Genomic DNA, 20,021 nt, shown 5'->3' with positions numbered 1-20,021 from the left:
ATTTCGCTTAACATATTCCCCTCCGTTTTTCATCTCTGGAGGGAATTTTATTGCACAAAGCGATCGCCTGAATCAATAACTAGCAACTTGGGTTAGTACTAAATCAAAGACACCCTTTGATTTAAAAAATTTATTGATTGGCTACAAAGACCTACTCATTTCTCCTCGGGGTGCGAGAACCTATGGTTATGTATTCGTGAATGGGATTTTTCACTCCGGTGTGTTTACTTGGCTAGGACTTTATCTGTCTCAACGCTACGGGTTTAATGAAACTCAAATCGGACTTACTCTGTTAGGTTATGGTATTCCGGGAGTGTTATTTGGCCCGGTAATTGGTAAATTTGCAGATCGTTGGGGACGTAATCGAATACTTCCGATTGGGTTTACTGTTGCCGCGATCGCTCCACTGGTGTTAATTTTTAATGTACCGCCGATAGGTGCGACACTGGCTGCTACTGCCTTGTCACTGGGTTACGACCTCACCCAACCACTGTTGGCGGGGATTGTTACCAATCTCAACGCTGAACGAGCAGGACAAACAATGGGTTTGAATGTGTTTACGTTGTTTATCGGCTTCGGTACGGGTGGATTTATTTTTGGAGAAGTGCTGCGATTTGGCTTTACTCCCGCCTTGTCTATCTTCGGTGGGGTGATGTTATTTGCAGCGATCGCATCCATCTTGTTATTTCGCTCGGAAGTTGTCAAGTCTAAGCCTCCAACAGTCACTGGTGGTAGCTGAAGTCTGAAAACATCCCAATTCCAGTTAGCTTAATCAGCATTCATCCCCTACTGACTCGAATAAGTGGGGGATGAATGCTGATTAAAAAAGCAAGCACAAGACAAAAACTATTACACGCGCTCATATCCTGCTTATGGCAATGAAATGAGAATATAGATCAAGCGATCGCGTGACAGACGTCCCACAATCCAATAGGCTGATCTTAAAGTGGTGATTTTTCACTTAGTCGTTAATAACTACCTATATAGAAAATGCCCCTTAAAATCGTTCAGAACTTTGATGGCAGCTTCACTCTGGAAGCACAAGCTCAAGAAACTCTATTCAATTTATTGACAAGCGTTGCTTTCTTAAACCAAATTTGTCAACAGTTGCGGTGTGAGCAAGTTAAATTTACAGAATTACTTTTCCAACCAGTTCCTTACAGCTTAACTACCACTAAAGGAATGCCAGCAGAATTTGAAAAGTATCATGAATCTGATGAATATGCCATCGTCAACGTCCCACCAAATTTCATGTTTAGTGCTAAGATTTTTAAACCCAGTCGCCTTTGTGCAATTTACCAAAAATTGGGTAATGAAGAATTTCCAAAATAATTTTTTCCTAGTTAGCAATTCTCAATTTTTAAGGCAAATAAGAAGTTTAATACTTGATATATGGCTTTTGAAACAAATCTTTCTTCTTTGGTATCCCTGGAATACATTCTTTACATTGACGATCGCGGTCAATTACCCGAACAATTTCAGGGTAAAATCGGGGTATATGCTATCTTTGACCAAGAAAAAATACTTCAATTTGTCGGATACTCCCGTGATGTTTATCTCAGCCTCAAGCAGCATTTAGTCCGTCAGCCACAGCAATGCTATTGGGTAAAAGTTCAAACTATTGAACGTCCTAGTCGCACAATTTTAGAAAATACTGAAAATGCTTGGATTGCTGAAAATGGTAGTGTGCCTTGGGGAAATGGGGATAACAAAGAAAAATGGACTCATCCCATTGATGTCAAAGTGATCATGACACCTGAAGAACAAGCAAAATATCAAAATCCAGCTAATGATGAATTAGCACAAATAAAAATTATTAAAAATGTGGCACGGAGAGTAGAAGCAGAAATTTCAACGCTATTGCTAGAAGGGCGTGGTTTGCAAATGCAAATTCGCTTCAATCCTAAATTGAAAGAAGAAGGTTTACTAGATTTAAAATGAAGGTAATGATCGGGAAAACTATCTTAGAGGATGTTTTAAAACTATTTGCCGAAGGTCATTTGCTACTAGACAAGTAAAGTTCACCTCCGTGGACTAATGTAAAATCAAGGGTTTTTCTAACCCCGACAGCTAGACATCTGGGCGCATCTCACTTTCGTAGAAAGCCTAAACCTCACCCCAGCCCTCTCCTTAGTAAGGAGAGGGAGCAGGAATCTATGGTGTATTTGCAAAACTGAGATGCTCCCTATGCCTCTTCACTCCCAAGTAGACACATCTCGTAGCAAATTAGGAATTTCCCCTTGAGATAAGGGAAACTCCAGCAAGGTTTCTCTATAACCCAAATACCCAGATTCAGCAAACGATAAAAGCATTCGCGTAAGTGCTAACCAAACCTCCATCTCGTATTCCCAATCACGATAACGGGAAGCTTTACCAGCAATTGAACGTAGCGCCCAAAAATATGAATTTCTCACTACAGAGCCACCTTTCTTAAACTCTGGCAAATCTTCGTGGTGGATAAAAAGCACTTTATTTTCTATTTTGGCTCTCATTCCCAAGCATTATCAATGGCGTTAACGCATTGTAACGTACCCTACAAGCTTAAGATTTACTTTACAGCTATTTTCAGGTAAATAGACCACGCAGTAAGGGCACAGCATTGCTGTGCCCCTACGACAGATGTCGTTCAAAGACTTGAATTCTGCTGTAAGACTTATATCATGTCCGCTAAATTGCCCATAATAAAAGAACCTCACCCTGTCCTATCTTTAATCCCTCTCCTTACTAAGGAGAGGGACAGGTTTTACTACGTAAAACCAGGGTGAGGTATCTCAGGGGCTATAAAACTTAACTGTTAATTGTATTGACAGGAAATACCAAATATGGATGATTTAAAAAACCACATCTGTCGTTGGGGCAATTCATGAATTGCACCGACAGCGCGGATCTATTTCCCATCAATAAAACCCTGAAATAACCTATTTTGGTAAATGCAAATTAATTTGTACAGTGCGTAAGTCCTAACATTTCATTTTTAATTTTGAAGAACCATTGTGTCTGCTGCACCCAGTTGCAGAGCATACAGGTTGGCATAAACACCTTGCTGAGTGATCAGTTCGGCGTGAGTACCCTGCTCTACAATTTGTCCCTGCTGAATTACTAATACTTGATCTGCCTGAGTAACTGTACTAAGGCGGTGAGCAATCACAAAGCTGGTACGACCTTGCAACAAGCGAGCGATCGCAGTTTGTACTAGCGCTTCTGTGCGGGTATCGATGCTGCTGGTGGCTTCATCGAGAATCAGAATTCGCGGGTTGATCAACACTGCACGAGCAATACTAATTAGTTGTCGCTGTCCCTGGCTCAAGGGTGCGCCCCGTTCACCCAATTGAGTTGTATAACCCTGTGGCAATGAGGTAATGAACTCATGCACATTTGCCATTTGTGCAGCCGTTTCGATATCAGCTTGAGTAGTATGGGGAGCACCAAAGGCAATGTTTTCGGCGACGGTGCCGCTAAACAAAATATTGTCTTGCAGGACGATGCCAATTTGACGCCGCAGACTTGCTTGAGTAACACTACGCACATCAATATTATCAATTTTCACTGCACCGCCAGTTACATCATAGAAGCGCAGAATCAAGTTAATAATTGTACTTTTTCCCGAACCGGTCGGCCCTACTAAGGCAACCATCTGCCCTGGATAGGCGTGCAAATTCACGCCTTTGAGAACCAGTTGATCTGGGTTGTAGCCAAACTTAACATGATCAAATGTTACTTCCCCCTGAATCGGCGGCATTTCTGTTGCATCGGGTGCGTCTTTGAGTTCTGACGGTTCATCTAGCAATAGAAAGATTCGCTCTAATCCAGCAAAGGCAGATTGAGCTTGGGTGTAAAACTGGCTGAGAATTTGGATCGGGCGGAAGAACTGCTGGACGTAAAGTAAAAAGGATGTCACTACACCCACTGTTGCAGCTCCTGTTACCGCGAGATAGCCACCATAGGCCAGCACGCCTGCGGTTGCTAGTGTGTTGAGAAAATCAATGGAGGGCAGAAAAGCTGAAGTAATTAGCACAGCTTCAACGTTGGCATCTCTATTGGCGGCGTTCAGAATATCGAATTCTGCGATGTTCATCTGTACACGATTAAAAGCCTGTGCTTCTCGCACGCTGCCAATATCTTCTTCTAACTTGGCGGAAAGCTGCCCAATGGTTTGTCGGGTGACGCGGAATCTGGCTCTTGCCCAACGTGCAAATAAGCTTGTGGTAAAAATCATCAGTGGCACAACTAGATTACTCAACAAACCGAGTTGCAGGTTGATTGAGAGCATCGCAATGATTATGCCGACTAAACTAAAAGTGTTACCCAGCATTTGAGCGATCGTTAGTCCAAATGCTTGATTTACGGTATTGACATCATTTAGCAAGCGGCTCATTAAATCGCCTGCTTCACTGCGATCGAAAAAGCTGAGTGGTAGACTTTGGATTTTAATAAAAATGTCTTGCCTCAGTTGAGCCAGCAATCGCTGCATAATCCAGCCGACTCGGATAATTTGACCCCGGATTGCCAAAACACCAAGTCCATAGTTAAGCCCTAGTAGCCCTAATAACAGCAGTAGTCCTTGCAAATTCCCTTGTGCAATTAGATGATCAATCGACCAGCCAATAAAGAATGGCCCAATTGCCTGGGTTATGGCACCAATCAATACTAATGTCAGGGCGATGGGAATTTCTTTGCGATAAAGTAGCACGTATTGTAAAAAGCGCCGCAGGGTAGAGAGTTGCTGACTCGCCTGCTCAGATGCAACAACGGGAACTGTGACTCTCATAAAAATTTTGGATTTTAGATTTGGGATTTTGGATTAAAAGTCTTTGTCTTGATTACAAGGCTGTATAAAAATCTCAAGCAATACTATGAACATATCCCACTAATATAAAAGTTTAGCTGTATTTATTGTTGAGTAAGAACCTTAGCGCGTCCGTGCCGATTTATTTTCATCGCGCTGACTGTAGACCCTGTAACCCACAGCCTACAAGGATTTTGACCTCAGATAACCGGAATTGCTTGATCTTATTAGCGATCGCGCTAATATTTCCCCACCGAATTTTAGATTTTAAATTTTGGATAATGGAAAAGAAGATTCCAAATCTAAAATTTAAAAAGGTCTGAGAGCAAGCGAATTTAAACGCGAGAATAAATCTAAAATCCAAAATATAAAATTACTTGACAGAGCTAATGACTTTAGACATGGGGTCAATCTAAAATCTAAAGTCTAAAACCCAAAATTGATTGACGCAACATCCTTATTTATTTCGTTTTGAATTTAATCCCAAGACACAGTGCCATTAATGCGTATATCAATCCTTGCTTCTTGAATGGCTTTTGAGTCTTCTTCATCGTCTAGATCATCGATTCTTTTTAGGTATGCGTGAATTTCATCTAAAGTACTGTCATAAGCTTGATGTAGCAGTACGTTGATATCTTTAATTAACTGTTCTCTTTCTTGTGCTGTCATTTTTAATCATCCAAGCGTGCTTTTACTTTTTCTGCCACAGTCTCTAGTTTCGCCTAAAGACATCTCATCATTATCAATAATACCCATTGTTTTTTGAAGTCCTTAGAAAACAGGTAAGAATTCAGCACCCAGGAGTCAGAAGTCAGAATTTATAAGGAGTTTAGTATGATTTGGATATTCATTCATTAAATCTTTGTCTGATTCTTTAACTATTCTGAGTTCTGAATTCTGACGGAGTGAATTCTTACGAAAACAGCGCCAGTAAACCTAGACTACTAACGGTCATTTTTTTTCTTCGGCTTTACCTGAGATTCTAAAATCACACCGTAGAGCGGGCTGGTTTCCATCAATTCCTCGTGAGTGCCTTGTGCCACCAATCGTCCTTTATCCATGAGAAAAATGCGATCGGCATTCTTGACGGTGCTAATGCGTTGAGCCACTACAAAGGTTGTACAAGCTTTTTGGCGCATTAAGTCATCTAGTTTGGCTTGAATCTGAGCAGCAGTCCTCGCGTCCACGGCCGAGGTACTGTCATCAAGTATCAAAATGCTGTAATCAGTCAGTAAGGTACGAGCGATCGCAATTCGTTGTTTTTGTCCACCAGACAAGCCCGCGCCCCGTTCACCCACAATCGTTTCATAGCCATTGGGCAGACTGGTAATAAAATCGTGCATTTGTGCTGTTTTTGCAACCTCAATCACCTGCTTTAAAGTTGCATTGGGTTTTGCATAGGCAATATTTTCGCGGATTGTGCCGGAGAAAAGGGTGGTTTCCTGAAATACAATGCCAATACGCGATCTGAGGCTTTTGAGCGTGAAACTTCTAACATCTCGTCCGTCAATGCGAACTGCTCCCCCTGTGACATCGTAAAAACGGGGAATTAAGTTCATAATTGTACTTTTTCCCGAAGCAGTCATCCCGAGAACAGCGATCAACTCGTTAGGCTTTGTTTCAAAGGAAACTTCTTTGAGAGTTTCGGTTGTTCCTCCTGGATAGCGAAAGGAAACATTTTCAAAGGTGATTCTCCCACCGCAGGTGTCAAATGGGACAGCACCGGGGCGATCGCGAATTTCTACTTCTGCATCTACAACTTCGTAGACTCGTTCGGCGGAAGCAGCTGATTGAGCGATCGCGGGTGCAGCAAATCCAATCAGCAAAATAGGTTGGAGAATCAACGCTAGGTAGGAGTTAAACGCCACTAGTTCCCCAATGGAGAATCTGCGCCCAATCACCTGCGCTCCCCCGTAGCCGAAAACTGCCAGTGTTACCAAATTACTCAGCAAAAAGATCAACGGGAAGGTATTACGGATGGCGCTAATGGTCTTGATGTTTGCCTTGATTAGGGCATCATTCATGGTCGTGTAACGCGACCTTTCGGTTGACTCCCGCACAAAGGCTTTCACTACCCGTATTCCTAGCAAGTTCTCTTGCAATACAGCATTGAGGTCGCTCAGTTGCTCTTGTACTTGCCGAAAAAGTTTATCATTTTGGGTAATGAATCGCGCCATCACCCATCCAGATAGAGGCACTACTGTCAGCGTAATCAGTGCTAATTTCCAGCTCATCACCAGCAAAATCACCGAAACACTCACCAATGTCACAACTCCACCAATTACCTGAATTAAGCTGGTGCCAACAAAGGTACGGATTTGCTCAATGTCACTGGTGACACGGGTTAGTAGTTGGGAAGTCTGCGCCTGGTCATGATAGCTAAAACTGAGATTTTGAATCTGGCTGAAAATTCTGTTCCGTAGATCATAGGCCACACCCTGAGACACTGCTTCTGCCAAATAGCTTTGTCCAAAGTTAAATAAACCACGAGCGATCGCGGCGACTACCATCCAGGCGGCACTGTATAGCACAACTTGGAGGTTTTTTTGGCTGATGCCCTGATCAATTCCCCACCGAAATAGTTGCGGGGTGAGTGCGTTGGCGATCGTCAACAGCAACAGGCTGGCTAATGCTCCCAGCGAAGTCCATCGGTAAGTACTCAAACTTTTAAGGACGCGCCCGGTTGACTGTATCGACGAAGTTTCCTGGAGTTCTGGTTGCTGAACCAATGGTATTTACCCCTGTATCTTTGAAAAATTATCTCCTATTTTGATTGTAAAAAACCAATTGATCAGTGGGAGCGATGCGATTTTGTGAGGTTGAATCAAAATTTTTATCGCAATTCCCAACTTCCCTCGGATATCTCAACTGCTATCAGTTACATAGCAAAACCAAGTTTTGAGTTCTACTCTATTTTTTCTAAAGAAAAAGTTTTAGGGATAATTTAGGCATTAGAAATCAGAGGATAAATCTCTCTAAGCGAAAATTTTTATTGTCTGTATCTAAAAATGGTGTCAAATATTTCTGATGCTGCTAAAAAATCAATTCGACTTAGCTTGCGTATCAATTAAATATACATCAAACGCGGTCTAGGTTCAGGAATTTGACGTCCTAAATCCTTAGCTGTTTCTATCCATTCCTGCATAACTAATTCTACATTATGCAGGGCTTCTTGATAAGTATTGCCGTCAGTAGCACAGCCTGATAACTCTGGTACTTCGGCAATAAAAGATTGATCTAATTCACTCCAGTAGAGAATAATTTCATAGCGAAACATCATTTTTATTTCCTAGCTTATACTTGAGAATCACTGCACGAACTTGTTTAATTTGATAGCTTTTGGCTTTTCCTTTCTTATGTTGCAGGTTCAATATTTCCTCAACATCGGCTTTGATAAAAATGCGATGATCGCCACGAATTCGTTCATTAAAGCCTAGTCTATATAAAAGTTGCCAAAGTTGGGCAAAAGGGATGTCTGTATCAGATGTCCCAGAGAGAATTTTATCTAAGATTTTGTCTTGCTGACTCACGTTTTTTTGATTGTCTTAATGTTTGTTTAGACATTGTGGAGGCGTAAAATCGTGGCGAATTGAGAGTTGAAATTTAAACATATAAACACGCAGAAAGTTCGCTACGAATTAATTAAATTTTGTACTTAGCCTTTGAAGGCAACAGTACGCCTATCAAGAGTTAACCTCAGTATAAATAATTAGCAGTTTGACAGCAATTATTTTAACATTCACCTTGAGCTTATTTACAAAATTGAGTTTATCTTCTCCAAACCAGAAGACTGGAGAAGTGAGTTTGCACAACCGGCGAGTGTTTATAGCGATTCTTAGATGAATAAAGTACACCTAACTTCAATAAGCCAAGAGCTAGAATCTAGAGTTATCCTGACTCTCCAAGAAACGGGCATATTGAACCCAACTGAGAACCGCTATACTCAAATTTATAAGTGATATAGGCAACTACAGAGGGCAAATTGTTAAGATTGCTCATATTATAGGCTGAGGTATAAATCCGTCTCAGTCAATGTTTAGTATTGAGTAAGAAATATTACGCGAATATGAAAAATCAAATTATCGGCGCAGCCACATTTTTAACCACGATTATTTTGACAACAACTGTACAAGCAGCAAATTCTGAACATGTTAAACAGTTATTGGCAACCAAACAATGTCAAAAGTGTGATTTGACTAGTGCAGGTTTAGTGATGGCTGACTTATCTGGAGCAAATTTAAGCGGTGCTAATCTCACAGGTGCTAACCTCAGCCGTGCAAACTTAAGCGGCGCAGATTTGCGGGGTGCAAACTTGAGTGGCGCTAGTTTATTTGGTGTTAACCTGAGCGAAGCTAAATTTGGTGGGGCAAATTTGACGGGTGCTGATTTGAGAAATACTTATTTAGCAAATGCAGAACTGACTGGTGCTTACCTGAATGGCGCTAACTTTCTGGGTGCAGTTGGTATACCATCACAAATTGCTTCACCAGAAGAATTTTATGCTTGGGGTGTAGCAGAAGGGCAAAAAGGCAACCAACAGCAAGCAATTAGTTATTTTAATCAAGCGATCGCTATTAAACCAGAATATGCGGGTGCTTATTTAGCTCGTGGTGTCGCCCGTTACCAAATACTAGATAGACAAGGTGCATTCCAGGATGCCCAAGTTGCTCAAAAATTGTTTACATCTCAAAACAACAGCCTGGGAACGCAAACAGCTCAAGCTTTTATTAAAGAATTGCAAACACCCGTAAATGAGAAGGTAAGCGCTGGTAGCCCCAGTTTCGTAGAATTTTTAGGAAGTCTTGGCTCAATTTTGCTCCAGTTCTTCCCTTTTTGAGCTACGGTGTACACACAAGTCTTTGGTGACGCAATTTACGGTTAAGTCTCATAGCTCCTCAGATACCTCACCCTGGTATTACTACGTAAAACCTGTCTCTCTCCTTAGTAAGGAGAGGGATTAAAGATAGGACAGGGTGAGGTTTTAGAGGGCTTTTGGGTAATCGGATAACTTGTGTATAGACCCTGCCTTTTTACAGCTATTTTCAGTTAAATAGACCACGCGGTAAGGGCACAGCAATGCTGTGCCCTGACGACAGATGTAGTTTAAATATATGAAAACTGCTGTAAAAGGGAGATTTGAAAGAACAGAGGGATAATAACAGATGACAAATGACAAATAACAAATGACTTTATCTAACAAATTATGGGCAGCAAATCAAGACTTAGCTGAAGCTTGCCTAGAGCATCCTTTTGTTCAAGGTATTGGCGATGGTACTCTTGAGCAGGTGAAATTTGCTTACTACGTAGGGCAAGATGCTTTTTTCTTAGACGCTTTTGCCCGTGCGTACAGTATCGCCGCAGCTAAAGCACCAGATTGGTTAGGTTTTACCACATTTCATAACTTAGCTAGTGGAGTTTTAGAAGAACTGCGGCTGCATAGTGGTTATGCTTCAGAGTGGGGAGTCAATTTGCATTCTGTGGAACCTGGATTTGCCACCCGCCGCTATACTGACTTTTTATTAGCAACTGCTTGGAGTTCAGATGTGGGTTTAACTGCTGCGGCCATGTCTCCTTGTATGCGTTTGTATGCCTTTTTGGGAGAACAGTTGGCTTGTAACGGTATTCCTAATCATCAATATGCAGACTGGATTCGTACTTACAGCAGCGCAAACTTTCAACCACTAACACAACAATTAGAAAGTTTAGTTGACAATTATGCCACTACTAATCCTGTTGTGGATTCAACCTATCGTTATGCAATGTTTTGTGAGCGCGACTTTTTTCAGGCTGCGTGGGTGGATTTTGGAGTAGTTTGAAAAGTCTAAATTACAGCAGAATTCAAGTATTTGAACCACATCTGTCGTCAGGGCACAGCAATGCTGTGCCCCTACCGCGTGGTCTATTCGCCTGAAAATAGCTGTAATATTAGCCCCGGTGATTAAAAATCGCGGCTACACAGACAAAACCCACGGAGGTGGGTTAAAAACAAGGGGCTTAAGCCCCTTATTTCATTAGTCCAGGGAGGTGGATGAGAGTTTGTGTAGTCGGGAATTCTATTCGCACAATACTTGTCAAACATCCTCTTAGAGCAAGGGAATTTAAACGCGAGAATAAATCTAAAATCTAAAATCTAAAATTCTCTGATTGTGTGACTCACTGGCAATTGCAGTTTAGGCGGGTTGAGTGATGGGAATCGCTATAACTGAAGGAACTTGTGAAATAGATTTTTTACTTCGCTTTCGACTAGAGCCGCCTGCTTTTGAATACTCCATGCTGTTTTTGCCGTAGATAGTAGCGACTCCACTGAGCATCCTCTCAGACAGTTCCGAGAGTCCTTTGTCCATCTGAGTTATCGTCTTAGGAGATTCTTCAAGATTAGACAAAAGCGTATTATGGGCTTCTAACGTTGGCAAATGGAGTCGCCGAAATAGCAAATGCGTAGGCGTAGCCAGCCGTAGGCATCGCCGAAATAGCAAATGGAGTCGCCGAAATAGCAAATACGTAGGCGTCGCCAGTCGTAAGCATCGCCGAACTTGTTATTTAAGGGAACTCCAAAAAATAAATTATCCAATTTCACCGAATCAAAACGACTTTCCCTCCCCTGTCCCCTGCCATAAAAGCGATGGGATATTTTTTTACTTGGAAATCCCTAATTAGCCATCTCTCCTCTTTGCCAAAACTGCTTTAAAATCTCGCCAGGTTTGCGATCCCAGGTGTCGATATGCTCGTATATCAAATTATCTTGATTAAGTTTATAAGTTGAATAGCCATTAAAAAGCAAACCTGCTTTCCAGGGAACACGCAACACTCCCCGCACCGTCCACTTTGCTAAAATAGTGTCTTCGGCTGACTGATAGACTTCATGCACATCAAAGTAAATTTGGGTAAAAAATAGCCGAGCGTGAAATCGCAAAGTCCAAAATATAATGCGATAATTAAATTTGTATTTGAATGTATTCACTGGGTCTTTAAAATAGATATCCTGTGTATAAATATCATAGGAAATATCTTTTTCAAACAGTGTCGGTAAATCTTGTTTGAGAGTTTTAATTATCCGTTCCACTGGCAATTTAAATTCCACGCGCCTTTTCCCTTAAATCTGCGGGTGAATCATATCAACTATTATCAACTATTCGCCACTTCAGTCATGTAGTTGAGTCTTGCAGATATTCATCGAATGCCCAATCATAAATATTAGGTGCGATCGCTACTCGCAAGTTAGGATTCACCGCTTTCACCTCCGGGTAAAGACGCGCCAAGAAGTCAATCTAAAATCTAAAATCCAAAATTGATTGACCATCGTTTTGCAGACCTCATTGAAAAACCTGCCAATCTTTTGAAAAGACTAGCAGGCATGGCTTATCATCAATCGGAGCGGCGGGATTCGAACCCACGACCTCCACTACCCCAAAGTGGCGCGCTACCAAGCTGCGCTACGCCCCGATCAGATTTATCATCATACAGCAAAATTCTACGATAATCAAGAGGCAAATTTAAAAAACTTTAAGTATCCCAGTAGCTTGCAGTAATTCCAGAACAGCAGAAGCATCCCATTTACCCTCTACACATCGCCCTGTCTTCAAGATCAAGCGCAGACTGTAAGTATGAGGATAGCCTTCTACCTTCATCCACAATAAATCGCTTTCGGCTTCACAAGCAATTTTTTCCTCTTCCATTAATTCAGTTGCGAGTTGTTTCATGGTGTCTGCTAGCTGTGCTAGTAGACGGCAAAAATCATTTAACTCGGCTTCCGTTAACTCAATTGCCCAATCATCTGTACCCACTAAACCTTTAAACTCAGATGCATCAGGGTTCCAGCCAATACGCCAACCAAATCCGGTTTTGATAACGCGTTCCATAAAAAGAGAGCGATTAATCGCGTCTGTACAGGAGTTAGGAGAGACGCGATTAACCGCGTCTGTACAAGACTTAGGAGTTGTTTCGTAGTACATCATAGCCCCCTCCCTCGCTTGCGGGGAGGGGGTTGGGGGTGGGGTGCTTATACCTAACAAGGGCCGAGAACCGCTATATTGATTTACAATTCATAACTCTCTCGTTACCTCAGTAGTTCGGCACCTCCTCGTTGTGGTGGCTGTGGGGGAGTGGATGTAGCCGGACTGGGTGTGGTGTTGGGGCTAGGCGATGGGGTTTTTTGGGAAGGGGGATTAAATATATTGACTAAGACTTGTACTAGGGCATTTCGCTGGCTGCGGGTGAGATGGGTGATAGCTTTGCGATCGCCTTCTATCGGATTTTCCCGTAATGAATCATTTCCTGGATAGCTAGTATCATACATAATTTCATTCGCACCCAGGTAATCAGCTAAAGTCAACTTCCAATCCAAGCGATAAATTGCGGCACGCCCTTTGGTATAAATGTGATATCTAATCAGGCGACTTACTAAGGTGTTGTTTTCGGCAACTTTCCCATTTTCTTTGCTGATATACTTATTTTCCCGTGGTAAATCTGGCAATTGCTGATATACTAACTGCCAAACATCGCTAGGAGTGATTCTCTGAGCGTACAGCGTTGGCGCTGCGATCGCAGGTTGGATACTAAATAAATTTGTATGTATTAATTTGCCCACCCCTGAACTCAAAAGAATTACACCCACTACCATTAAGGCAAGCAGTAGTGGTGAGTAATGAGTTCTGAGTTTTGAGAGGATTGATCTAGGTGGAAGTTTTTTCTTTTTCATAGAACGATATTTTCAAATGAAAGTGCTATCACACTGCTTTTTCATTCAGCACGGGCTAAACCTTAGCTATCCGCTAACAGCACTCTCAACTCAGCACTATTTTTATAGTTCGCCAATAATTTCTGGCTGAGTCAATTCATCGGACATTTCGATAATTGCCCTTAGCACTGGCTTCATCATCACATCTTCGTTATTTTCAAAGTCCTCATAACGCCGACGTTTAGCACGATTTGCCACCTGAACCGTAATGCGGTAACGATTTGAGGCTGCACCAATCAGCTCTTCAGCACGGAGCATAATCTGAGATTGAGTTGTCTCGAACTTAGAACGCTTTAGCATAATCAGTGGTTCTTGGGGTCATTCCCCAGTGTAGCAGTACTAATAAATCTGCTACTGTCTGTTTAATCGCTAGCAACCTCTCTCTTGATAGAGGTTGAGAGTGTTTTATTCAATATAAGTTACTCATAATATTACCTGACTAAAGTCACACATCCTTATGGCTGATCTTGTGGAAACTGCTGTGAATGCCGGAAACTTCACTACCCTGGTGAAGGCTGCTGAAGCTACAGATCTCATAGAAATTCTGAAAAGCCCTGGTTCTTTCACACTCTTTGCACCGACTGACGAAGCCTTTGCCAATCTGCCAGAGGGAACTTTAGATTCGCTACTACAAGATATCCCCAAGCTCAAGAAAATTGTGGCGTATCATATCGCTAGTGGGGATGTTCGGTCTGATGACTTGGTACAGATTAATGAGGCAGAGACGCTTGAGGGGTCAATTGTAGCCATTGAATCTGCTGACGGTAAATTTAAGGTGAATAACGCCAATATCCTCAAAACAGATATTCTGGCAGACAATGGCGTGATCCATATTATTGATGCGGTGTTGATGCCTGGGGTGGTGGCGGGAAGTTGAGAAGGCAGAAGGCAGAAGGTAATCCCCATAAATAAATTTAGGGAATTCAATAAGGAGGCAATATTTCTTGTGCTACGCATCTCGAAATATATATTTCCATATTTCTCATAAATAAATTTAGGGGCTTTAAACCCCCTCTTCTGTGGGCAAAATATAGTTTCTTCCAACTGAGCCTCTAGCAAGACTGCCTTCTGCCTTTCTTGGGTAACGGCTATTTCGTTCTACACAGAAGCCGCCCAGAACTTCAGTTCACAGGCTTTTAGCTAAAATCCGTTAAAACGGACTTTAACCTTTTCTCAGTCGTCTTTAGATGACTTTTGCGATTAGAGGATGTTTGAAAAGTATTCGCCTCGTTAAGAGCCTCCAGACTGGGAATGTATTCCGGGAGGGCTGCTGCCTCTGATCAAGAAAGAGGAGGCAGAACCTCGCAAGATGGGTTAAGAGCCTGGAGGCTCTTAACCCGTCAGGGCAGAGGCTGTATCTTAACTTAGTGCCATTCGACTGGTGAATTCATTCTGAGGCGGACTAGATGAGAATAAAATAGCCCTACCCTTGTTTTGCTTATTCCCCTACTCTCTACTCCCTACTCCCAGAATGCAGCCACTGCGAGAGGAAAGACTCAATAACAACTCCTGAGTTTCCCCTTCACCATTCCACTCAACCTCAGCAGTGCCATATAACAGCTTATTCGGTTGAGTACGCAAACTGGCGATATCTACATTCGCTGTTGCCGAACTTGTGCCAGCGTTGACAGCAATTATCAATTCCTCTGTCCCTAAAGTTCGCGCAAAGATATAAAGTTGTCCTTGAGCATAGAGGACTTGGTAATCACCTGTACGCAAGGCTGGGTAAGTTTGACGGAGGGCAATTAATTGGCGGTGAGTATTGAAAATTTCTTGATTCCAGTTAGTCTCTAAAGGAAAACCCCGACGAGAGTCTGGGTCTATACCACCAGGTAAACCAACTTCATCACCATAGTAGATGCTGGCGGCGCCGGGAAAGGTGAGTAGCAGTAGAGTTGACAACTCTATACTGGGTATATCGCCGCCTGCAATCGTCATCAAGCGGGCTGTATCGTGACTTGCGAGCAAATTGAGTTGAGTTAGCTGAATTTCCCAAGGGTAAAGTTGCAGTACTTCTTGGATTTTGGTGGCGTACTCGGCGGCAAATAAGGGTGGGTAGGGTTGATAGTCGCGGCTTTGGACTTGTTCTAAGACTACGCGATCGCCAGCCGTAAAGGCAATTGTCGGCCCAGCAAATAGATAATTCATCACGCCGTCAAATTGCGTCCCATCTAGCCACTGGCGGGAATCTCCCCAGACTTCGCCGACAATGTAAGCTTCGGGATTGACTGCCTTAACGCGATCGCGAAATTCCTGCCAAAAGCCAGGAGTTTTTATTTCAAATGGTACATCCAATCGCCAACCGTCGATGCCGAATTTAAGCCAATATTCAGCAATTTCCATAATGTATTCTCGCACTTCTGGATTATCGTGGTTAAATTCTGGCAAGGCACGATTTCCCACCCAACCTCCGTAGTTAGCAGGTAACTCACCATTGTATGGTGAAAGAGGCCAGCCTTCTATTTTGAACCAATTTACCCAAGGCGAATGGGGGCCATTCTCTAAAACGTCATGGAAAAAGAAAAAGCCCCGACTGGAATGGTTAAACACGCCATCCAGAACAACTTTGATATTCCGTTCATGGGCTGCATCGAGCAATTCCTTAAAAGCCTCGTTGCCCCCTAACATCGGGTCAACTTGGTAATAATCGTGGGTATGATAGCGATGATTGCTGGCGGATTGAAAAATCGGTGTGAAATAAATCGCGTTAATTCCCAAATCCTGGATATAGTCTAATTGCTCCATGATCCCCCACAAATCGCCGCCTTTATAACCTTGAAGTGTGGGCATAGCTTCCCAATCTTCCCAACGGGCTTCGTGCAACAGCCGTTTGCGCGGCTTTTTGCTTCTGGCAAAGCGGTCTGGAAAGATTTGGTAGAAAATAGCGTGCTTTACCCAGTCTGGTGTTTGAATTTGCATGAATAACTTTTTGTACCTTCAGAAGCGATCGTTGCAAATATTAGCTTCTTTATGGCTCTTACTTATGATAGAAAATCTGTCATTTGTTAGTAGTTATTAGGGAATTGGGTTTAAAACCCCGTGCTTCTAGCACCGCTTTATATTTACTAGCGTCGTACCTGCCACTAAATATGCTAAAATAGTTAGAACTAATTAATACGGCGGGACACGTCGGAATCCAAAACGCCTATGCAGACGGTTTGCCAGGGACTGAGATGTCTAGGTCAAAGTCGAAAACCCGTAAGGGAGCAACTAAAAAAACCTTGAAGTAATTCTTGGAAGCCCCGTACCTTTAGGTCGGGGTAATGTCACTAGGGAAATTCTTATATCATGTCCGCCAGATTACCCATAATAAAAGAACCCCACCCCCAACCCCTCCCCGCAAGCGGGGAGGGGAGACAAAGCATAGCTTTGGCGGGGTGGGGTTCTTCGGGTTTAATAAGCAATCAAGCGGACATGATATTACAGGCTGCGGAGGCACACGTTGAACAAGTGCCGTATATTACAATACGCTTGGGTTAAGGATAATTGTAGGTTGGGTTGTAGCATGCTTCCCCGTAGGGATACGAAGTGGAACCCAACAAACCACGACAAATGTTGGGTTTCGTTCCTCAACCCAACCTACACAGTTTAAGGTTTTTGGCGCGAACCCAAGCGTATGTCCGTATATTAGCCTTATTCGGGGGTCAGATCCCCTATTCGCCAGCTGTATCCTTGAAGAAGTCGGGGATCTGAGCCTTTGCCAGAGGTGACTCACCTACTCATTATCTTTATTACCTCGGCGGAAGCTTCAAGCCTCGACGCTCAAGGATTTGCCGCACTTCTGGGCTGGGGCTGTAGTTATAGCCGTAGGACGAGTTCTGAGAGTCATCCATAATTTGAGGTGTGAGTAATACAATCACCTCATTGCGCTGGTTGGTTCTGTTTGTACTTCTAAACAGCGCACCAATCAGTGGAAGATCACCCAAAATAGGAATCTTGGAGATATTTGTCCGGTCTTGGTCTTGAATGATGCCTGAGAGAATGAGCGTTTGACCATCTCGTAAGCGAATTAAGCCAGAAGTAAGGGAGCGCTGAGACACTAAAGTAATAGTTCCATTTCCTGTATCTGTTGTACCTGAAGGAGCGCTGACAGTAGGAGCAACCGATAGAGAAACGAAACCATTATCGTCAATCCGCTCAATTTTCACACTCAAGGTTAAGCCAACGTTTTGTTTATCAATTTTTCTTTCTGTCCTGGCGCCACCAGCATTATCCGTTATATCAAGGGTTATGTTTCCCACCACTTCCTGAGTCAGGTTGATAAGAGCCTGCTGACCTTCTTGCACAATTAAGGTTGGGTCAGTCAAAATCTTGGCATTGCCATTTGTGACTTGAGCTTGCAAGCTAGTGAGTAACTTTTTGGGGAATTGGTAAAGACTTGGCAAATTGAATCCGGCTGTTGCACGAGTGCCTTGTGCATAAGTAGAAGTTTGTATTCCAGTTATAGGATCAGTAGTAACTGTTACTGTGTCTGGTGTTCCTGGAGTAAAAGTTGTAAGACCAGGGGTAGTTGGATTGCTGTTTGCTGGAGAAATTGGTTGGAGGAAGGTCGCATCGCCTGGTGTGTTTTGTGTGAGTATCCCGTTTTGTATGACTCTCACGCCTGAGCCTCCATTTGGAACTGTAAAAGTACCATTTTGGCTCAAGAATGGCGTTCCTGTAATTGGATTTGTAATAGTAGGCGTCTGAGTCACACTGTTTCTCGCTTCGGCACTAGTAACTGGCCTTGAACCGCCAAAATTCAGAGATGCTGCACCACCATCATTGCTAAAGTAGTTGTTGCCGATCCCAAAAGAAAAGCTAGTGTTGTAGTCCTGGGTGTTATTGAGATTAACATCGATAATCTTGACATTAACTACCACTTGACGACGGCGGATATCAAGCTGAGTTAGTTGAGCCATCGCCATTTCAACTAGCCTGGGAGCGCCAATTAAGGTAATGGCATTGGTGCGTTCTTCTCCTAATACCTGTAAACCTCTCAGTAATGGGCTAGAGTCTTGAAAATTAACGCGTTGAGTTTCAACTCTCGTTTCTGTGGTCGTTTGAGTTTTGGTAATAGGAGCAGCTCCAGACCCAACAGGCACAGCATCAACACTGGTAACTTGTCGTTCGCGGCTGACCGCACTTTCTGCTCCTAAGGCGACCAAAAAGTTCAGGGCGACTCCCACTGTTACCTGATTAAGTCGCAGGCTACGCATAACCATGTCACGGGTCGCATTAGGTAGTTTAGCCCCGACAAAAACTGTACGACCACTGCGATTAGCTTCTAAACCACTCAAGCGCAAAACGTAGTTAAACACATCTTGCACTGGCTCGTTTTCTATATCTAAAGAGATTGTTTGAGAGGTTGCTTGTCCAGCACCAGCTTGCTCACCTCCCACATAAGCCAAGTTCAAACCAGCAGCACGGGAAAGTAATGACAAAACCTCACGCACCGGCGCATCTCGCAATACTAAACGGGGTACACGTTCCTGAGTTCCTAAGTCAATGGTGCTAGGAGAAGCATCAGTATTAGAGATGGCAATATCTCCCACTGGTGGGGCGACGGCTCTAGGTAAGAAAGGTGGACCCTGACTCGGAGGTTGACTCAGAGGTTCACCTGGCCCAGCAGCTTGTGCAGGTTGTCCGTCAATGGTGATTTGCGGGTTGGGAACGAGAACACTTGGCTTTTGAAAAGTTTGGGCTGGAGTCGTAACAGGCGGTGCTGTGGATGTTGGCGCTGTTGGTGTTGTTGGTGTTGGTACTGATGCTATAGTGCCTGCGGATGGGCTAAAACTGAGTGTAATTCCATTTAGCGATCGCACCACAGGTTGACTGCTAGGTGTGTTATTGCTGCCAGTTACCGTCACCCGAATGCTATTGGTATCAAGCTGACTAACCTCAACGGAGGTAATTCCTGGTGCTGGGCTATCTTGACGAAAACTCTTACCTTCTGGTAATCGTAATTGAGTATTGATAATATCTGCGACTAAAGTCTTGCCTCTTTTTGTCGTGAAAACTTGCGGGCGCGACCCTGAAGAAGTTTTCAAAACAACCTTAATTCCCCCATCAACTGGATTTAACTTTACATCAGTAATTTGACTAATTTGTGCCCAAACTGGTTGAACTGCCAAAAATACAAAAGCGGTAGCACCCAATATAAAACTATTACCGTGAAGCTGTTTCACACTTCATTCCTCACACTATAAAACCTTGTTTACAAACAATTTTGAGTAGGCGGTTAGAAACTGCACGCCAGATGCTTCAAGTCGGCAGAGCCGCCCAACGCACTGGCTCGTCTACACGAAGCTTTACCCACCGATCTGGGTTTCAAACCCTCATTTTCTCCTTAGTCCGCGGAGACGGACGTCGTTTGTGTAGCCGCGTTCGCGTCAGCGTGCCGGAGGCTCTATTCCATTCACCAAAGCTTAAGTTGACACTTACAGCGTTTCCTAATCAGATGAGGTACATCATAGCCCCCTCCTCGCCTGCGGGGAGGGGGTTGGGGTTCTTGTACCT

General features: G+C 43.2%; 20 protein-coding genes and 1 tRNA gene. 6 read left to right on the top strand and 15 right to left on the bottom strand.

All coding sequences use genetic code 11. From position 1 onward, the window contains the following. The first annotated feature begins 196 nt into the window (after positions 1–196). The 3 genes from V7K36_RS12400 to V7K36_RS12390 all read left to right on the top strand — a co-directional run bounded on the left by V7K36_RS12400 (position 197) and on the right by V7K36_RS12390 (position 1,941). The gene (locus V7K36_RS12400) at positions 197–739 is read left to right on the top strand and encodes an MFS transporter (RefSeq protein WP_335116048.1); all 543 of its coding nucleotides are present in this window, start codon (positions 197–199) and stop codon (positions 737–739) included. A 251-nt stretch (positions 740–990) separates the two neighbouring features. Beyond that, on the top strand, positions 991–1,332 hold the full coding sequence (locus V7K36_RS12395; RefSeq protein ID WP_334942235.1) for a hypothetical protein: 342 nt from the start codon (positions 991–993) through the stop codon (positions 1,330–1,332). Between the two features lie 60 nt (positions 1,333–1,392). Beyond that, a complete protein-coding gene (locus V7K36_RS12390; RefSeq protein ID WP_335116045.1) occupies positions 1,393–1,941 on the top strand; it encodes a GIY-YIG nuclease family protein in 549 nt (182 codons plus the stop codon). A gap of 254 nt (positions 1,942–2,195) precedes the next feature. Here the strand turns inward: V7K36_RS12390 and V7K36_RS12385 are convergent, their stop codons facing one another. The 6 genes from V7K36_RS12385 to V7K36_RS12360 all read right to left on the bottom strand — a co-directional run bounded on the left by V7K36_RS12385 (position 2,196) and on the right by V7K36_RS12360 (position 8,316). Continuing rightward, entirely contained in the window at positions 2,196–2,492 is a 297-nt protein-coding gene (locus V7K36_RS12385; RefSeq protein ID WP_335116043.1) for a hypothetical protein, read from the bottom strand. Between the two features lie 482 nt (positions 2,493–2,974). Beyond that, positions 2,975–4,768 carry an ABC transporter ATP-binding protein gene (locus V7K36_RS12380; RefSeq protein WP_335116041.1) on the bottom strand — a complete coding sequence of 598 codons (1,794 nt, stop codon included), beginning with the start codon at positions 4,766–4,768 and terminating at the stop codon, positions 2,975–2,977. A gap of 495 nt (positions 4,769–5,263) precedes the next feature. Further along, on the bottom strand, positions 5,264–5,455 hold the full coding sequence (locus V7K36_RS12375; protein WP_335116038.1) for a hypothetical protein: 192 nt from the start codon (positions 5,453–5,455) through the stop codon (positions 5,264–5,266). Positions 5,456–5,730: 275 nt separating this feature from the next. Further along, positions 5,731–7,515, bottom strand: a complete 1,785-nt coding sequence (locus tag V7K36_RS12370; RefSeq protein ID WP_335116036.1) for an ABC transporter ATP-binding protein — start codon at positions 7,513–7,515, stop codon at positions 5,731–5,733. Between the two features lie 338 nt (positions 7,516–7,853). Further along, entirely contained in the window at positions 7,854–8,066 is a 213-nt protein-coding gene (locus tag V7K36_RS12365; RefSeq protein WP_335116034.1) for a type II toxin-antitoxin system HicB family antitoxin, read from the bottom strand. Continuing rightward, a complete protein-coding gene (locus V7K36_RS12360; protein WP_335116032.1) occupies positions 8,050–8,316 on the bottom strand; it encodes a type II toxin-antitoxin system HicA family toxin in 267 nt (88 codons plus the stop codon). Before V7K36_RS12360 ends, V7K36_RS12365 begins: the two co-directional genes overlap by 17 nt. Before the next feature lie 536 nt (positions 8,317–8,852). Here V7K36_RS12360 and V7K36_RS12355 point away from each other — a divergent pair. Both V7K36_RS12355 and V7K36_RS12350 read left to right on the top strand, forming a co-directional pair. Then, entirely contained in the window at positions 8,853–9,623 is a 771-nt protein-coding gene (locus V7K36_RS12355; protein WP_335116030.1) for a pentapeptide repeat-containing protein, read from the top strand. Between the two features lie 346 nt (positions 9,624–9,969). Beyond that, on the top strand, positions 9,970–10,602 hold the full coding sequence (locus tag V7K36_RS12350) for a TenA family protein (protein ID WP_335116028.1): 633 nt from the start codon (positions 9,970–9,972) through the stop codon (positions 10,600–10,602). Positions 10,603–10,956: 354 nt separating this feature from the next. On the opposite strand, the gene V7K36_RS12345 is transcribed toward V7K36_RS12350, so the two are convergent. From V7K36_RS12345 to V7K36_RS12315, 7 genes are all read right to left on the bottom strand, one after another. After that, positions 10,957–11,169 (bottom strand): hypothetical protein, encoded by a 213-nt coding sequence (locus tag V7K36_RS12345; RefSeq protein ID WP_335116026.1) that lies wholly within the window; start codon positions 11,167–11,169, stop codon positions 10,957–10,959. Positions 11,170–11,176: 7 nt separating this feature from the next. Continuing rightward, a complete protein-coding gene (locus V7K36_RS12340; RefSeq protein WP_335116024.1) occupies positions 11,177–11,311 on the bottom strand; it encodes a hypothetical protein in 135 nt (44 codons plus the stop codon). A gap of 124 nt (positions 11,312–11,435) precedes the next feature. Next, positions 11,436–11,867: a DUF2358 domain-containing protein gene (locus V7K36_RS12335; protein WP_335116022.1), complete on the bottom strand. Its 432-nt coding sequence runs from the start codon at positions 11,865–11,867 to the stop codon at positions 11,436–11,438. Between the two features lie 288 nt (positions 11,868–12,155). Continuing rightward, positions 12,156–12,229 (bottom strand) — tRNA-Pro (locus V7K36_RS12330). Between the two features lie 50 nt (positions 12,230–12,279). Beyond that, the gene (locus tag V7K36_RS12325) at positions 12,280–12,645 is read right to left on the bottom strand and encodes a DUF1818 family protein (RefSeq protein ID WP_335116082.1); all 366 of its coding nucleotides are present in this window, start codon (positions 12,643–12,645) and stop codon (positions 12,280–12,282) included. Positions 12,646–12,842: 197 nt separating this feature from the next. Then, on the bottom strand, positions 12,843–13,484 hold the full coding sequence (locus V7K36_RS12320; protein WP_442948457.1) for a hypothetical protein: 642 nt from the start codon (positions 13,482–13,484) through the stop codon (positions 12,843–12,845). 102 nt (positions 13,485–13,586) lie between these two features. Continuing rightward, positions 13,587–13,823, bottom strand: a complete 237-nt coding sequence (locus tag V7K36_RS12315) for a DNA-directed RNA polymerase subunit omega (RefSeq protein WP_334832704.1) — start codon at positions 13,821–13,823, stop codon at positions 13,587–13,589. A gap of 157 nt (positions 13,824–13,980) precedes the next feature. Between V7K36_RS12315 and V7K36_RS12310 the strand changes: the two genes are divergently transcribed. Next, a complete protein-coding gene (locus V7K36_RS12310; protein ID WP_335116020.1) occupies positions 13,981–14,400 on the top strand; it encodes a fasciclin domain-containing protein in 420 nt (139 codons plus the stop codon). Positions 14,401–14,969: 569 nt separating this feature from the next. On the opposite strand, the gene V7K36_RS12305 is transcribed toward V7K36_RS12310, so the two are convergent. After that, positions 14,970–16,442 (bottom strand): glycoside hydrolase family 13 protein, encoded by a 1,473-nt coding sequence (locus tag V7K36_RS12305; protein ID WP_335116018.1) that lies wholly within the window; start codon positions 16,440–16,442, stop codon positions 14,970–14,972. An 812-nt stretch (positions 16,443–17,254) separates the two neighbouring features. Next, entirely contained in the window at positions 17,255–19,690 is a 2,436-nt protein-coding gene (locus tag V7K36_RS12300) for an AMIN domain-containing protein (protein ID WP_335116016.1), read from the bottom strand. Between the last annotated feature and the right edge of the window lie 331 nt (positions 19,691–20,021).

Source organism: Nostoc sp. (genome assembly GCF_036919555.1).
Taxonomy (GTDB): Bacteria; Cyanobacteriota; Cyanobacteriia; order Cyanobacteriales; family Nostocaceae; genus Nostoc.
This window is presented reverse-complemented; position numbering and strand designations above follow the sequence as displayed.

Coding starts and splice junctions, on each gene's coding strand:
- V7K36_RS12395 (WP_334942235.1), top strand. CDS start 991: ATGCCCCTTAAAATCGTTCAGAACTTTGATGGCAGCTTCACTCTGGAA.
- V7K36_RS12390 (WP_335116045.1), top strand. CDS start 1,393: ATGGCTTTTGAAACAAATCTTTCTTCTTTGGTATCCCTGGAATACATT.
- V7K36_RS12385 (WP_335116043.1), bottom strand. CDS start 2,492: ATGAGAGCCAAAATAGAAAATAAAGTGCTTTTTATCCACCACGAAGAT.
- V7K36_RS12380 (WP_335116041.1), bottom strand. CDS start 4,768: ATGAGAGTCACAGTTCCCGTTGTTGCATCTGAGCAGGCGAGTCAGCAA.
- V7K36_RS12375 (WP_335116038.1), bottom strand. CDS start 5,455: ATGACAGCACAAGAAAGAGAACAGTTAATTAAAGATATCAACGTACTG.
- V7K36_RS12365 (WP_335116034.1), bottom strand. CDS start 8,066: ATGATGTTTCGCTATGAAATTATTCTCTACTGGAGTGAATTAGATCAA.
- V7K36_RS12355 (WP_335116030.1), top strand. CDS start 8,853: ATGAAAAATCAAATTATCGGCGCAGCCACATTTTTAACCACGATTATT.
- V7K36_RS12350 (WP_335116028.1), top strand. CDS start 9,970: ATGACTTTATCTAACAAATTATGGGCAGCAAATCAAGACTTAGCTGAA.
- V7K36_RS12340 (WP_335116024.1), bottom strand. CDS start 11,311: ATGCTTACGACTGGCGACGCCTACGTATTTGCTATTTCGGCGACTCCA.
- V7K36_RS12325 (WP_335116082.1), bottom strand. CDS start 12,645: ATGGAACGCGTTATCAAAACCGGATTTGGTTGGCGTATTGGCTGGAAC.
- V7K36_RS12320 (WP_442948457.1), bottom strand. CDS start 13,484: ATGAAAAAGAAAAAACTTCCACCTAGATCAATCCTCTCAAAACTCAGA.
- V7K36_RS12315 (WP_334832704.1), bottom strand. CDS start 13,823: ATGCTAAAGCGTTCTAAGTTCGAGACAACTCAATCTCAGATTATGCTC.
- V7K36_RS12310 (WP_335116020.1), top strand. CDS start 13,981: ATGGCTGATCTTGTGGAAACTGCTGTGAATGCCGGAAACTTCACTACC.
- V7K36_RS12305 (WP_335116018.1), bottom strand. CDS start 16,442: ATGCAAATTCAAACACCAGACTGGGTAAAGCACGCTATTTTCTACCAA.